Source organism: Pseudomonas sp. MS19 (assembly GCF_013277615.1).
Lineage (GTDB): Bacteria > Pseudomonadota > Gammaproteobacteria > Pseudomonadales > Pseudomonadaceae > Aquipseudomonas > Aquipseudomonas marincola.
Genome location: NZ_VBTO01000012.1, coordinates 123,537 through 138,578 on the forward strand (window position 1 = coordinate 123,537; position 15,042 = coordinate 138,578).

Annotated in this window: 11 protein-coding genes and 1 tRNA gene; 9 read left to right on the forward strand and 3 right to left on the reverse strand. The window is 56.6% G+C overall.

Annotation, left to right across the window (positions count from 1 at the left end; all coding sequences use genetic code 11):
• The first annotated feature begins 25 nt into the window (after positions 1 to 25).
• From rpmI to FEZ62_RS13095, 8 genes are all read left to right on the forward strand, one after another.
• On the forward strand, positions 26 to 220 hold the full coding sequence (rpmI, locus tag FEZ62_RS13060) for a 50S ribosomal protein L35 (RefSeq protein WP_069900298.1): 195 nt from the start codon (positions 26 to 28) through the stop codon (positions 218 to 220).
• A 26-nt stretch (positions 221 to 246) separates the two neighbouring features.
• On the forward strand, positions 247 to 603 hold the full coding sequence (gene rplT / locus FEZ62_RS13065; RefSeq protein WP_010489095.1) for a 50S ribosomal protein L20: 357 nt from the start codon (positions 247 to 249) through the stop codon (positions 601 to 603).
• A gap of 97 nt (positions 604 to 700) precedes the next feature.
• Positions 701 to 1,717: a phenylalanine--tRNA ligase subunit alpha gene (pheS, locus tag FEZ62_RS13070; RefSeq protein ID WP_069900299.1), complete on the forward strand. Its 1,017-nt coding sequence runs from the start codon at positions 701 to 703 to the stop codon at positions 1,715 to 1,717.
• A 38-nt stretch (positions 1,718 to 1,755) separates the two neighbouring features.
• On the forward strand, positions 1,756 to 4,134 hold the full coding sequence (pheT, locus tag FEZ62_RS13075; RefSeq protein ID WP_172928082.1) for a phenylalanine--tRNA ligase subunit beta: 2,379 nt from the start codon (positions 1,756 to 1,758) through the stop codon (positions 4,132 to 4,134).
• Between the two features lie 3 nt (positions 4,135 to 4,137).
• The gene (ihfA, locus tag FEZ62_RS13080) at positions 4,138 to 4,440 is read left to right on the forward strand and encodes an integration host factor subunit alpha (RefSeq protein WP_069900301.1); all 303 of its coding nucleotides are present in this window, start codon (positions 4,138 to 4,140) and stop codon (positions 4,438 to 4,440) included.
• Positions 4,421 to 4,777 carry a MerR family transcriptional regulator gene (locus FEZ62_RS13085; RefSeq protein WP_069900302.1) on the forward strand — a complete coding sequence of 119 codons (357 nt, stop codon included), beginning with the start codon at positions 4,421 to 4,423 and terminating at the stop codon, positions 4,775 to 4,777. Before ihfA ends, FEZ62_RS13085 begins: the two co-directional genes overlap by 20 nt.
• 89 nt (positions 4,778 to 4,866) lie before the next feature.
• Positions 4,867 to 4,943 (forward strand) — tRNA-Pro (locus FEZ62_RS13090).
• Positions 4,944 to 5,492: 549 nt separating this feature from the next.
• Positions 5,493 to 7,178, forward strand: a complete 1,686-nt coding sequence (locus tag FEZ62_RS13095; protein WP_172928084.1) for a GMC family oxidoreductase — start codon at positions 5,493 to 5,495, stop codon at positions 7,176 to 7,178.
• Positions 7,179 to 7,491: 313 nt separating this feature from the next.
• Here FEZ62_RS13095 and FEZ62_RS13100 read toward each other — a convergent pair whose 3' ends face one another.
• The 3 genes from FEZ62_RS13100 to FEZ62_RS13110 form a co-directional block, all read right to left on the reverse strand.
• Positions 7,492 to 9,264: an acyl-CoA dehydrogenase C-terminal domain-containing protein gene (locus FEZ62_RS13100; protein WP_172928085.1), complete on the reverse strand. Its 1,773-nt coding sequence runs from the start codon at positions 9,262 to 9,264 to the stop codon at positions 7,492 to 7,494.
• A gap of 119 nt (positions 9,265 to 9,383) precedes the next feature.
• A complete protein-coding gene (locus FEZ62_RS13105) occupies positions 9,384 to 10,754 on the reverse strand; it encodes a solute carrier family 23 protein (protein WP_172928087.1) in 1,371 nt (456 codons plus the stop codon).
• Positions 10,755 to 10,870: 116 nt separating this feature from the next.
• Positions 10,871 to 12,493 (reverse strand): acyl-CoA synthetase, encoded by a 1,623-nt coding sequence (locus FEZ62_RS13110; protein WP_069900306.1) that lies wholly within the window; start codon positions 12,491 to 12,493, stop codon positions 10,871 to 10,873.
• Positions 12,494 to 12,737: 244 nt separating this feature from the next.
• On the opposite strand from FEZ62_RS13110, the gene FEZ62_RS13115 reads away from it, so the two are divergent.
• On the forward strand, positions 12,738 to 15,023 hold the full coding sequence (locus FEZ62_RS13115) for an ATP-binding protein (RefSeq protein ID WP_172928089.1): 2,286 nt from the start codon (positions 12,738 to 12,740) through the stop codon (positions 15,021 to 15,023).
• Positions 15,024 to 15,042: the final 19 nt, after the last annotated feature.

A 15,042-nucleotide genomic window follows, 5' to 3' on the forward strand; every position in this document is an offset into this window, starting at 1 on the left:
TTAACTGAATGCGGAGTATCCGAACATGCCAAAAATGAAAACCAAGAGCGGTGCAGCGAAGCGCTTCCTGAAGACTGCTTCAGGCTTCAAGCACAAGCACGCTTTTAAGAGCCACATCCTGACCAAAATGTCCACTAAGCGTAAGCGTCATCTGCGCGGTAGCACCTTGGTGCATCCGTCTGACGTGGCAAAAGTGGCGCGCATGCTGCGCGTTCGATAATTTAGGTTAGGTAGAGGAAATAACTCATGGCTCGTGTAAAGCGCGGCGTAATTGCTCGTAAGCGTCACAAAAAAATTCTGAAACTGGCTAAAGGCTACTACGGCGCACGCTCACGCGTATTCCGTGTTGCCAAGCAGGCTGTGATCAAGGCAGGCCAATACGCCTACCGTGACCGCCGTCAGCGGAAGCGTCAGTTCCGTGCCCTTTGGATCGCTCGTATCAACGCTGGCGCACGTGTAAACGGTCTGTCTTACAGCCGTTTCATTGCTGGCCTGAAAAAAGCTTCCATCGAGATCGACCGTAAGGTATTGGCTGATCTGGCAGTGAACGAAAAAGCGGCGTTTGCTGCAATTGTCGAGAAAGCGAAAGCCGAACTGGCTTAAGTCCCCGACAATCACTGGGTTCGCTCAGTGTTGAACGTCACCAAAATAGGGGGAGAGCTTCACGGCTCTTCCCCTATTTCGTATCTGGAGTCTGTAAATGGAAAATCTGGATGTGCTGGTCTCGCAAGCGCTTGAGGCCGTGCGCAACACCGAAGATGTGAATGCCCTGGAGCAACTGCGGGTTCACTATTTGGGTAAAAAAGGCGAGCTGACTCAGGTGATGAAGACCCTGGGCAACCTCTCGGCTGAAGAACGGCCGAAAGTTGGCGCGCTGATTAACGCGGCAAAAGAGCAGGTGCAAACCGCGCTCAATGCACGCAAGGAAACGCTGGAACACGCTGCACTGAGCGCCAAATTGGCGGCTGAGCGCATTGATGTGACCTTGCCCGGTCGTGGTCAGACCACTGGCGGTTTGCATCCGGTAACGCGCACATTGGAGCGCGTAGAGGAGTTCTTTACTCGGATTGGCTACGGCATTGCTGAAGGCCCCGAGGTCGAGAACGACTACCACAACTTCGAGGCGCTCAACATTCCCGGCCATCACCCGGCGCGGGCAATGCATGACACCTTCTATTTCAATGCGAACATGCTGCTGCGCACGCACACATCACCTGTGCAGGTGCGCACCATGGAATCGCAACAACCACCGATCCGGATCGTTTGTCCGGGCCGCGTGTACCGCTGCGACTCCGATATCACCCACTCGCCGATGTTCCATCAGGTAGAAGGCCTGTTGGTAGATGAGGGCGTCAGCTTTGCTGATCTCAAGGGTACGATTGAAGAGTTCCTGCGGGTGTTCTTCGAGAAGCCGCTGGGCGTGCGTTTCCGTCCTTCGTTCTTCCCGTTTACCGAGCCTTCGGCTGAAGTCGACATGCAGTGCGTGATGTGCAGCGGTAAAGGTTGCCGCGTGTGCAAGCAAACGGGTTGGCTGGAAGTCATGGGTTGCGGCATGGTTCATCCAAACGTACTGCGCATGAGTGGCATCGACCCTGAGAAGTACTCGGGCTTTGCTTTCGGCATGGGCGTTGAGCGTCTGGCCATGCTGCGTTACGGCGTGAATGACTTACGCCTGTTCTTCGATAACGACCTGCGGTTCCTGGCGCAATTTCGCTAGTGCCCATTCCCGTCATCGAACAGTCTTAGGAGAGCAGGATGAAATTCAGTGAACAATGGCTGCGTAGCTGGGTAAACCCGCAGGCCACTCGTGACGAGTTGGTGGCGCGTTTATCGATGGCCGGCCTTGAAGTTGATAGCGTTGAAGGGGCAGCAGGCCAGTTCAGCGGTATCGTTGTGGGTGAGGTGCTGAGCACCGAACAACACCCAGATGCAGACAAACTGCGTGTCTGTCAGGTATCGAATGGCAGCGAGAGCTTTCAGGTGGTGTGCGGCGCGCCTAATGTGCGCCCCGGCCTGAAGATCCCGTTTGCGATGATTGGCGCCGAATTGCCGGGCGACTTCAAAATCAAGAAGGCCAAGCTGCGCGGCGTCGAGTCCAACGGCATGTTGTGTTCTGCTGCCGAGCTGCAGATCAGCGAAGACCACGACGGTCTGATGGAATTGCCGGGCGATGCGCCGGTTGGGGAAGACATTCGTGCTTACCTGAACCTGGACGACGCCAGCATCGAAGTCGACCTGACGCCGAATCGTGGCGACTGCCTGTCGCTCGCTGGTTTGGCGCGTGAAGTCGGTGCGCTGTACAACACGCCGGTAACCCGTCCGGAAATTGCAGCAGTGACCGCGTCTCACGAGCAAGTCTTGCCGGTTGAAGTAGTAGCCAGCAAAGCGTGCCCGCGTTATCTGGGCCGCGTATTGCGCAATGTCGATCTGAGCAAGCCATCGCCGTTGTGGATGGTTGAGCGTCTGCGTCGCTCTGGCGTTCGCAGCATTGACGCGGCAGTCGACGTCACCAACTACGTGATGCTCGAACTTGGCCAGCCAATGCATGCCTTTGACCTCAACGAGCTGAATGGCGGCATTCGTGTGCGCATGGCAGAAGAGGGCGAAAAACTGGTGTTACTCGACGGCCAGGAAGTCAGCCTGCGCGCCGACACGCTGGTTATCGCTGACCACCAACGCGCCCTGGCAATTGCCGGTGTAATGGGTGGCGAGCACAGCGGCGTAAGCGACAAGACCCGCGACCTGTTCCTTGAGAGCGCATTCTTCGACACCATCTCTGTGGCGGGTAAGGCGCGTTCATACGGCCTGCACACCGATGCATCGCACCGCTACGAGCGTGGTGTTGACTCGCAGTTGGCGCATCAGGCGATGGAGCGTGCGACACAATTGCTGCTGGATATCGTCGGCGGCGAAGCGGGTCCGATCATCGACGTCACCAGTCAAGACGATCTGCCGAATATCGCGCCGATTACTCTGCGCGCCGATCGCGTCGAACAAATGCTTGGCCTGAAAATCGAAGATCAGGAAATCACGCGCCTGCTGTCGGCGTTGGGTCTTGGCGTAACCGCGGATGGCGAAAGCCGTTGGCAGGTAACAGTACCAAGCCATCGCTTCGATATCAGCCTTGAGGTTGACCTGATCGAAGAGCTGGCGCGCCTGTATGGTTACAACCATCTGCCGGTACGTTACCCGCAAGCGCGCCTGGCGCCGCAAGCTAAATCCGAAGCGCAGGTTGAGCTACCAGCGTTGCGCCGCCTGTTGGTTGCGCGCGGTTATCAGGAAGCAATCACCTACAGCTTCATCGACCCGAAACAGTTCGCGCTGTTCAATCCGGGCGTTGAGCCGCTGTTGCTGGCCAATCCGATCTCTGCTGACATGGCCGCCATGCGTTCGTCGCTGTGGCCGGGGCTGATCAAGGCGCTGGAGCACAACCTCAATCGTCAGCAGTCGCGTGTCCGCCTGTTCGAAAGCGGCCTACGTTTTGTTGGTCAGCTCGAAGACCTCAAGCAAGAAGCCATGCTGGCCGGTGTTGTCTGCGGCAGCCGCTTACCGGAAGGCTGGGCGCACGGCCGTGAAGCGGTCGATTTCTTCGACCTCAAAGCCGATGTGGAAGCGTTGCTGGCCAGTGCCGGCGCGGGCGATGCATTCAGCTTTGTGCCGGGTGAACACCCAGCGCTGCATCCGGGCCAAACTGCACGCATTGAGCGAGAAGGGCGCCTGGTTGGTTTCATGGGTGCCATTCACCCGGAACTTGCCAAGAAGCTGGGTCTCGACCAGCCTGTGTTCATGTTTGAACTGGTTCTGAGTGAAGTGGCTCAGGGGCGTATGCCGGCTTTTGCGGAATTGTCGCGCTTCCCGGAAGTGCGTCGCGACTTTGCATTGGTCGTCGATCGTGAGGTTCCAGCCGCGTCATTGCTGGGCTTAATCCGTGAAACAGCAGGGGAATGGCTCACAGACCTCAGGCTATTTGACGTGTATCACGGTAAAGGCATTGATCCGCATAGAAAAAGCATCGCAGTTGGCTTGACCTGGCAGCATCCTTCGCGCACTCTTAATGACGATGAGGTGAGTACCACAACGCAAACGATTCTCACCTCGCTGGAACAAAGGTTCAACGCCACGTTAAGGAACTAGCGTATGGGGGCTCTGACGAAAGCTGAAATGGCGGAACGTCTGTATGAAGAGCTAGGCTTGAATAAACGCGAGGCCAAAGAATTGGTCGAGCTGTTTTTCGAAGAGATCCGGCAAGCGCTGGAGCTCAACGAACAAGTCAAGCTATCGGGGTTCGGCAACTTCGATCTGCGCGATAAGCGTCAGCGCCCCGGTCGTAATCCAAAAACAGGGGAGGAAATTCCTATCACGGCTCGCCGTGTAGTGACTTTCCGCCCAGGCCAAAAACTTAAAGCCAGGGTTGAAGCGTATGCTGGAGCCAAGTCATAACGACGAACTGCCGGTAATTCCCGGCAAACGTTATTTCACAATCGGCGAAGTCAGCGAACTCTGTGCGGTCAAACCGCACGTTCTGCGTTATTGGGAACAAGAGTTTCCTCACCTCAACCCCGTCAAGCGCCGCGGTAACAGGCGATATTATCAGCGCCAAGACGTGCTGATGATTCGTCAGATCCGTGCGCTTTTGTACGACCAAGGCTTCACCATCGGCGGTGCGCGCCAGCGCCTGTCCGGTGATGAAGCCAAGGACGATACAACCCAATACAAGCAGATGATCAAACAAATGATCAGCGAGCTGGAAGACGTATTGGTGGTCTTGCGAAAGTAGCGGGCTAAACTAAAAAGTTTACAAATTTCATAAGCTTATAGTATAGTTCGCGACAGTTTCGAGGATCCGGGAACGGATTCTCAACTAGTCGGGGCGTAGCGCAGTCCGGTAGCGCACTAGCATGGGGTGCTAGGGGTCGAGTGTTCGAATCACTCCGTCCCGACCATATAATCCCAGAAAATCCAGTCACTTAGCGGTGACTGGATTTTTTTATGGGCGAAGGTTTTTGCTCTTGCTCATTTTCCCCTCACCTTTACCCCGCTGCTCACTGCTGGCAGAGCGCGTGGAAGTCGCTCTGGATCAGGTATTCGATGGCGGGCAAGCCACAGGGTATCCGCATCGACAACGGGCCTGAGTACATCGGCAGTTAGCTCGCAGTGTGTGCTGAAAAGCATGCCATCCGCTTGGCGCATATGCAGCTGGGAAACCCACAGCAAAATGCTTAAGTCGACTCTACTGCCGCACGGGGCATTAGTTGTTCGAGTCCATTACCTAAGCTTAAGTGCATGCAATGGCCATCCAATCACCAACGCCAAATCTCGCCTTGGGCGGCATCACCGCAAAACAGAAAATAGCCCTAACGGCCTGATCTCTATTTCTGGCGAATACTGAAATGGGGGGTTATCGTGTGAACTGCAGTATGATCAAAACATAGAATGCTGGATGTGCATTTGATCATGGCCGCGTAATGGCACCATTTATAAAAGGATTTTTTATGGCGAATGAAAGCAGTGAGTTTGATTTCGATTACGTAATTGTTGGCTCTGGCTTTGGTGGCAGTGTTTCTGCATTACGTCTGGCTGAAAAAGGATACAGCGTTGCAGTGATCGAGCAAGGCCGACGCTGGACGCCTCAGAACTTGCCAAAAACGAGTTGGCAGTTTTGGGATTTTATTTGGAGTCCACAAGTTGGCTTGCGCGGTTTTTTTAAAATAAACCTTTTTAAGAGAGTCATGGTCCTCAGTGGTTGTGGTGTCGGTGGTGGTTCGATTACCTATGCTCAGACATTATTGGTTCCACCTGAAAAAATTTGGCAACAGGGCACATGGAAGGGCCTTGAAGACTGGCAAAAAACAATGCCAGCTTTTTATGATCTGGCAAAACGCATGCTCGGGGTGACAGAAAATCGCCGCCGCGCGCCTGCCGATGACAAGCTTTATGAAATGGCAAAAGTTTGGGGTTGTGAAGATACGTTTAAATTAGAAAATGTCGGTGTGTTTTTTGGGGATGACGACAAACCTCAAGGCGCTGAATATAACGATCCATATTTTGGTGGCGCAGGTCCGAAACGTAAATCATGCAATGCTTGTGGCGGTTGCATGGTGGGTTGTAAATATGACTCAAAAAATACACTCGATAAAAACTATCTTTATCTTGCTGAGCAACTCGGCGTGGAAGTTAAAGCTGAAACAAAGGTGCTGGATGTCTCACCAATAGCCGGTGCTATCGATGGTTCAGAAGGTTATCGACTCACTTTGCGTCCAACATTCAAACGATTCGGAGAGAAAACTCAAATCACGGCGCGGTCAGTCATTTTTTCTGCTGCTTCGCTGGGTACCCAAGATTTATTACTCCGGATGAAAGATAGCGGCGCATTGCCGAATCTTTCTGAGCAGCTTGGTAAGCAAGTACGAACCAATTCAGAGTCTTTATTAGGGGTGCGTTATCCGGGGAGCGATCTCGATCTATCAACAGGTATCGCCATTGGCTCTGGGATCCAGATTGATCAATTTACACATGTTGAGGCAACACGCTATCCATCAGGCTCAAATATTATCTCGTTTTTGTTTACGCCTTTGACTGGCGGAAAACCCGGTATAACTCGTCCGCTGAGTTGGCTGGGGGCTGTGGCTAAGTTACTCGTTACCAATCCTGTTAAAGGCTTGCGCGCACTCATGCCGTATCGATTTGCCAATGAGACTATGATCTTTTTGGTGATGCAAACCGTCGATGCACACATCGATTTTAGCTTGAAGCGACCTTGGTTCTGGCCGTTTAGCAAGCAAATGACATCTTCGAGCAAACGAATCCCAACCTTTATTCCTGAAGCAAATAACTTCACCGAGAAAGTAGCGAAAGCCACTGATGGGATTGGCTTAAGTTCAATAAGTGAAATCTTATTTAATGTGCCAACCACTGCGCACTGTATGGGTGGTTGCTGCATGGGAGACACGGCGAAAACGGGTGTGATTGATAATCAGCATCGTGTACACAACTATAAAAATTTATTTGTGATCGATGGTTCGACGATTTCATCCAATCTAGGCGTAAATCCAAGCTTAACCATTACCGCGCTTGCAGAAAGGGCAATGAGTTTTATTCCACCCAAAGAAGATGGAGCAAAAAATGTGCGACATATTCAAGGTGATGAAACTAAGGCTCAAGCTGTAGGTGAGATGTAAACTTTCAAATCATCATCGATGCCACATAACAAATCTTTATGCGGCTCTGATCGATCAATAGTTTAGTGAGCGACTGGTCGCGATGAAGCTGTAGTTTTCGAGAACGATGACGGTAGTTTCGCTTTTGAGTTCTGGAGAAAAAGGCACGGTGATGCTGGGCAGCCAACTCTTCTCTATGGCGAGCATTCCGGCCTAAGGGGTCTTAGGCCGCTAAAGCGGTGGCTGGAATAGAAAAAACGCGGCGCCCAATGAGGGAGCCGCGCAAACGCTCAACTGGTAGTCGCAACTCCCGCCCGGTTGGGGCGGGTTAGCGTCAGAATTGCTCGGCACGCAGGCCGTATAGCGCGTCGCTGCCTGCGCGAATGCTGGCTTCAAGGCTCAGGCTGCGCGGTAGCAGGCGGGCGAAGAAGAACTCGGCTGTGGCCAACTTGGCGCTGTAAAACACTTCATCCTCGCTGCACTTGGCTTGAGCTACGGCGGCCATGCGCGACCACATCCATGCATAGGCGGTGTAGCCGAACAGGTGCAGGTACTCAACCGAAGCTGCACCGGTTTCGTGCGGGTTGCCCGCGGCCCGCTCCTGCAGCCAACTGCTGGTCCGCTCCAAGCGCACAACAGCATCGAGCAGAGCAGCGGCATATGGCGTATTAGGCTGCTCGGCGAAACGGCGAATCTCCTGGGTTAAGTGTCGCAGCGCTACGCCGCCGTTGGCGATGACTTTACGCCCGAGCAAGTCGTGGGCCTGGATGCCGTTGGTGCCTTCGTAGATCTGCGCGATGCGCACGTCACGCACCAGTTGCTCCTGCCCCCATTCGCGGATGTAACCGTGGCCGCCGAATACCTGTTGGCCATGGATGCAGCTGTCCAACCCGGTGTCGGTAAAAAACGCCTTGGCGACCGGAGTGAGCAAGGCAACCAGACTATCGGCTGTCTGGCGCTCGTGGTTGTCGTCGCTGAACTTGCTGAGGTCGAGCTGCTGACCGACATAACAGGCAAACGCCCGGCCGCCTTCGGTGAGAGCCTTCATGGTCAGCAGCATGCGTCGCACATCGGCGTGCACGATGATCGGATCAGCCGCTTTGTCTTGGGCTTGCGGGCCGCTGGCGGAACGGCTTTGCAGGCGCTCGCGGGCGTAATCGCGAGCCGCCTGATAAGAGGCCTCGGCGCAGCCAATGCCTTGGATGCCGATGGACAGGCGCTCATAGTTCATCATGGTGAACATCGCCGCCAGGCCTTTATTCGGCTCGCCGATCAGGTAGCCGGTAGCTCCATCGAAGTTCATCACACAAGTGGCCGAGGCCTTGATGCCCATCTTGTGCTCGATCGAGCCACAGCTCACCGCGTTGCGTTCCGCCAAACTGCCATCGGCATTCACCAGCACCTTGGGCACCAGAAACAGCGAGATACCGCGCGCACCGGCGGGGGCATCAGGCAACTTGGCCAGCACCAGGTGGATGATGTTTTCGGTCAGGTCCTGCTCGCCGCCGGTGATGAAAATCTTGCTGCCGCTGATCTGATAGCTGCCATCGGCTTGCGGTTCGGCCTTGGTGCGGATGATGCCCAGGTCGGTGCCTGCGTGGGCTTCAGTCAGGCACATGGAGCCGGCCCAGCGACCTTCGTACATTGGCGGCAGGTAAGTGTTTTTCAGCTCTTCGCTGGCATGCGCGTCGATGGCCAGACAGGCTCCGGAACTCAGTGCCGAATACAGGGCGAAGCTGGAGCCGGCGGCATAGAGCATCTCTTCAAATGCGACGGCGAGCATCTTGGGCATGCCCATACCACCGTAAGCTGGGTTGCCGGAAAGCCCCACCCAGCCGCCTTCGATATAAGTGCTGTAGGCTTGCTTGAAGCCTGTGGGGGTGCGTACATCGCCAGCGTTCCACTGTGCGCCTTCTTCATCTCCACTGCGGTTGAGCGGGGCGATCAGGCCACCGGTGACCTTGGCGGCTTCTTCAAGAATGGCATCGGCGGTATCAGCATCGACCGTTTCGGCCAGGGCCGGTAGACGTGCCCACAAGCTTGGGGCATCGAATACTTCATGGAGGACAAAGCGCAGGTCGCGCAGCGGGGCGTTGTACTCAGGCATCGACAGTTTCTCGCACAGGTGCCGCACAGCGCGCGGCGATTAAAACGTCCGGACGTCATTGCATCCGGAGCGTTGCAGGGATAGACAACACGGCCCGCAGCACAGCGGGCCATGTACGTTCACTCGGCCTCGGCTGGGCCTTTGACGGTGTTTTTAGTGGTGAATTTGAGCAGGTGAGTGCGCTCGATCAGAATGTACAGGGCGGCACCTGCAGCCAGGCCCCAGCCTGCGCCGTAGACGGCCAATACCACACCCATGGTGCCGGCCACACCACGTTCGGTGTTGTTACTCAGTTGCTCGAACCCCACCATCAGGCAGATATAGCCGGTAAGGATCAGCGTCAGCGACAGGGCAACCGGCAGTACCGGCTGGAAAAAGCTCACCAACGGCAGGGCAAACAGGGCGATAAAACCAGTGATCCAAAAGGTGCCACCGCCGCTGTAGATTGAGTCCATGGCTTTGCGGCCGTACTTGTAGCGCTCGGCCATGGTTGCGGCGACGGCCGTCCAAATTGGCCCGGCCAGGCCGGGATACGGCGCGAAGAAGGCATGCAGCGCGTTGCGCAGAGCGGTTACCAGATGCACGCGATCGATGTTGTTCTCGATCACTTCGTCGGGGCGTAGTTCATCGGCGCGCTGCATCAGTGACTGGCCGACGATGATGTCGCCAAAGGCGATTACGTAGGCGATAACGGCTGTAGGCACGGCCAACAGGAACACATCCAGTCCTGGGAAGCCGACGCTAAACGGCAGGTAATTCCACATCTCGCCGAAGGCCGGCGCGGTGATACCGAACTTCACGTCGGGCATCTCATATTCACCCACGGCAATGCCGATGATAATTGCGATCAGCATCCCCGGTACCATGCCGTAGTTGACGATTTTACGCGCCAGCGGCACACGTTCAGTGAGGCCTTTAAAGGATACCGAGAACATCAGGTACAGGCAGATCAGGCTGCCCAGCACCAGAGAAATAGGTGTATTGGCCAGGCGCCCGCCAGCGGAGATTTCACCCATCAGCGCAGCGATACCGGCCCCGATGATGATGCCGCCTTTCATCGAGTTGGGAATAAGCCGGACCAAGGTGCTGCCCAGGCGTGTGACGCCGAGGAACAGGAATATCACGAAGACCAGAAATTGCAGGGCAAACAGCGCCTGAATCGCCTCAGGGCCGGGTTTGAAATTGCCTAGAAACAGCAATACAACCGGAATGCCGGGTGTGATCCAGCCGGGCACAAAGGGCACACCGAGCAGCGCCGGCAGCATAAAACCAACGCCACACACCACAACATAAGCCAGCGCCACGTCGTAGGGCAGACCGAGGTACTTTTCCAGCAGCGGGATCATCGCCAGGCTGACCACGAACATGATCAGCGCCTGAAGCATCTCCGCGGTTTCCCAGCGGTAGTGGACAAAGGGCAGGCGTACTTTGAACGGGCCGATCGGCCAATGGGGCTGCTCATCCCCGTCGCGGCGTTTAAAAAGTTGCATTGAAGCTCTCCGTCGGCCGGTGGCCGGATTTTTGTTGTTGTGAAAACGGTTGTTGCTAACGCATTCCTACGCCACCCAATGGGTAGCGCAGTGAACGGTTTAACGGCGTGGCGTCGTTAGAGGGCCTTAGCCATATCGCGCAGAACGAATTTCTGGATCTTGCCGGTGCTGGTCTTCGGCAGTTGGGTGAAGACCACGGTTTTTGGCACTTTGAAGCCGGCCAAGTGTTCGCGGCAGAAGCTGACGATATCCGCCTCACTGACCTGCTGTTGTTCGGCCTTGAGGGTGATAAAGGCGCAGGGCGTCTCGCCCCATTTCTCATCCGGGCGCGCGACCACGGCGGCTTCGAGCACGCCGGGGTGACGGTAAAGCACGCCTTCCACTTCAATGGTGGAGATGTTCTCGCCGCCGGAAATGATGATGTCTTTCAGGCGATCCTTGATCTCTACATAGCCGTCCGGGTGACATACGGCCAGATCGCCGGTATGAAACCAGTCGCCGGCAAAGGCTTCGGCGGTGGCGCTCGGGTTTTTCAGATAGCCCTTCATCACGGTATTGCCGCGCATGAATATTTCGCCAATGGTTTCACCATCGCGCGGGGTCGACTCCAGAGTTTTCGGGTCGGCCACCATCACCCCTTCCAGGGTGGGATAGCGCACGCCCTGACGGGATTTGAGTACCGCGCGCTCGTCCAGCGGCAAGGCGTCCCATTCGGCATGCCAGGCGCACAGGGTTACTGGGCCGTATACCTCGGTGAGGCCGTAGACGTGGGTGACGTGGATGCCCATTTCCTCAACCGCGCCAATCACCTTGGCGGGTGGCGCTGCCCCGGCCACCATGGCCTTGACCGGATGGTCGATGGCCGCTTTGGCTTCGGCGGGCATGTTGACCAATGCATTGAGCACAATCGGCGCACCACACATGTGGGTGACCTGCTCGCTGCGAATCAGGGTGAGAATCTTCGCCGGGTCAACACGGCGCAGGAATACATGCACACCCGCCAATGCGGTAATAGTCCAGGGGTAGCACCAACCGTTGCAGTGGAACATCGGCAGGGTCCAGAGGTACACCGGATGGTTGCCCATGGCCCATGTCATCTGGTTGCCCAGCGAGTTCAGGTAGGCGCCACGGTGGTGGTAAACCACGCCCTTGGGGTTGCCAGTGGTGCCGGATGTGTAGTTGAGGCTAATCGCCTGCCATTCGTCTGCCGGCCACTGCCAGGCAAATTGTGGATCGCCTTCGGCCAGAAATGCCTCGTAGTCGAGCTCGCTAACTGCTTGGCCTTCGCCGTATTCGGGATCATCCACGTCGATCACCAGTGGCGGATGATCGAGCATGCCGATGGCAGCGTGGACCACATCGTGAAATTCGCGGTCGGTGATCAGTACCTTGGCTTCGCCGTGCTGCAACATAAAGGCGATGGCTTCGGCATCCAGGCGCACGTTGAGAGTATTAAGCACTGCGCCGATCATCGGTACGCCGAAATGCGCCTCGAGCATCTGCGGAATGTTCGGCAGCATTACCGCCACCGTGTCGCCTTTACCGATGCCACGGCCGGCCAGTGCCGAAGCCAGACGCCGGCAGCGCGCGTAAGTCTCGGCCCAGTCACGACGAATCGAACCATGCACAACGGCCGGGTAGTGCGGGTAAACACTGGCGGTACGCTCGATAAAGCTCAGAGGCGAGAGGGCGATATGGTTGACAGCGGCAGGCTCAAGGCCCTGTTCATAGATCGACATGCAAGTACCCATAGCAGATTGGATGCTCGGGCCATTGTGCGGGTAGTCTTACGCATAGGCCCGGTATTGTTCTGGGTATATTTATATATCTATTTGTATTTATATGGAAGTTAAACCATAGTCATATGGTATTATTACTATATAATTTCGAGGCAATTCACCCTTGGTCGCTTTGCGCTTTCAGGTCGCCGCCATGATACTGCGCCGGCTCGCGGCGTGTGCGATTGATAAGGAATGAAACAAAATGAATGAAATTTCCGTGCAGCTGAACAGCTGGTTGCGTATGCAGCGTGAGTGCCTGCCGCTGGCGGTGCGCGCCGACGCGTTGCTGCGTGCCCTGCATGCCTGCCCGGAAGTACGCCAAGCGTTTTTTTTGCGGTGGCAGGCCAGCACGGCAATCTACAGCCATGAAGGCAATGCACCGCATCTGCCACCAGGCATTGGTGACCCGCTGCAGGCCAGTGATCAGCTGTTGTTTGAGCGCCTGCAACAAGAGCCTCGGCTGGACCTGGCCGCATTACGTCAATTGTCGTGCTGGCTCTCAGGCCGGGTGCGGCGTGCCGGGCTCAATCATGGACAGGCGCTCGCTCTGGAGCTGGATGAAGGGCAGCCTGGTTTGCTGCTGATTGAATTGCATGAGCACGCCGGGAGCGACTGGCTTGGTCTGGTGCATCAATTACTCTTGGCGCTGCTCGCTACGCTGCCGCAGCAAGCGCGTGGCAGCCTGCTGCTGGGCAGTGACCCGCAACCCAGTTTGCTGCTGGATATCGAGGCGCTGCCGCTGCAGCTGAATACGGCTATGCAGACGCTGATGGGCGAACTCCCGCTGGCAGCGCTGGCAGATTTGTTACCGGTCAACGCTGCGCATTTAGTGCGCGCATGCCTGCAGCAGGACCGCGCGATTGAGGCGGTTGAGGCACAATATAATGGCCAGGTGCTGATGTGGACCTTTATGCCCGATGCTGCTGAGCAGCAAGTACTGGCGCGTTGCCGACCGGCTACTGCCCAAGCGCAGGCCGAACGTGAAGCGGCCAAGGCCAGCCGCCTGTACCGGCTGATCACCGAAAACACCACCGACCTGATTTCCCGGCACACCCCGGATGGCTGCTTTCTCGATGCCTCGCCGGCCAGTTGGACGCTGCTCGGTTACTGGCCGGAAGAGCTGCGCGGGACCTTGGTGCAGGCGCTGTTCCATGAGCAAGACCAGCAGAACCTGTTTGGCAGCACTCGTGAAGCCCTGGAGCAAGACGGCTATCACACCATGACTTATCGCATTCGCCATCGTGACGGCGACTACCTGTGGTTTGAAACTGCCAGCCGCGCGATCCGCGAAACCTACACCGGCGCGGTAGTCGAGGTGGTCAGCGTGTCGCGGGATATTACTGCGCGGGTGCTGGCTGAAGAAAACAAGCGGCGCCTGGCTGAAGTGGTCGAAGCCAATACTGACCTTGTACTGTTTATCGACCCGGGTGGGCACCTGGCGCATCTCAATCCGTCTGCTCGACATGCATTGAATATTGAGGATCAGCAGCCGTTACCGCCACTCGAGCGGCTGTTGGCACCCGGCGATTTTCAGCAGTTGCAAAGCGAAGGTTGGGCGGCGGCCGATGCCGCCGGGGTGTGGAGCGCAGAGGTCCGGCTGCTGCCGCTGGGTGAGCCTGCACCGTTGCTGGTGTCGTTGGTGCTGTTGGCGCATCGGGGCCGTGATGGCGAGCATTATTACTCGCTGGTGGCGCGCGACATGACTGAGCGCGAGCTGCGCGAAGCCGAGCAACGCCGGCATCAGGATGAGCTGGCGCACACCGCGCGGCTGGTTACCCTCGGCGAGCTGGCATCTGGTATTGCCCATGAAATCAATCAACCGCTGGCGGCAGTGGTCAACTATGCCAGCGCCAGCCAGCGCTATCTCAAGGCGCTGGGCGATAACCCCGAGGCGGCAGGTAAGGTCGCTCAAGGCCTGGAGCGGATCAATGAGCACGCAAACCACGCCTCGGAAGTAATCAAACGCTTACGAGCTTTTCTGCGCAAGGGGCAGCGGCGTACCCAGGCGCTGGATGTCGCTAGCGTGGCGCGCGAGGCGGTGCGTCTGTGCCAATGGGAGGCGAGTAATTGGCAGGTGACCATCGATGAGCAATTGGCGGACAATCTGCCGCCGGTGTATGCCGACCGGATTTTGCTCGAGCAGGTGCTGCTCAACCTGCTGCGCAATGCGATTGACGCCAACCGTGAGGCCCACCCCGGCCAATCTTCGCGTATCGAACTCTGCGCCGCCGAGCAAAATGGGCAGCTCTGTGTTCGTGTGACGGATCAGGGGCCGGGTGTGGCGCAGGCTGAACTGGAGCATATATTCACCCCATTTTACACTAGCAAGGCCGAAGGGCTGGGGCTGGGCTTGTCGATGAGTCGCAGTATCATCGAGGGGATCGGCGGGGCGCTGGAGGCGCATCCCGCAATGGCCGGCGGCTTGTGCCTAGAGTGTCGTCTGCCGCTACTGCGCGGTGAGGACGCTGAACGTCTTGCTGGATATTAATCGCAACACAGTGGATGCA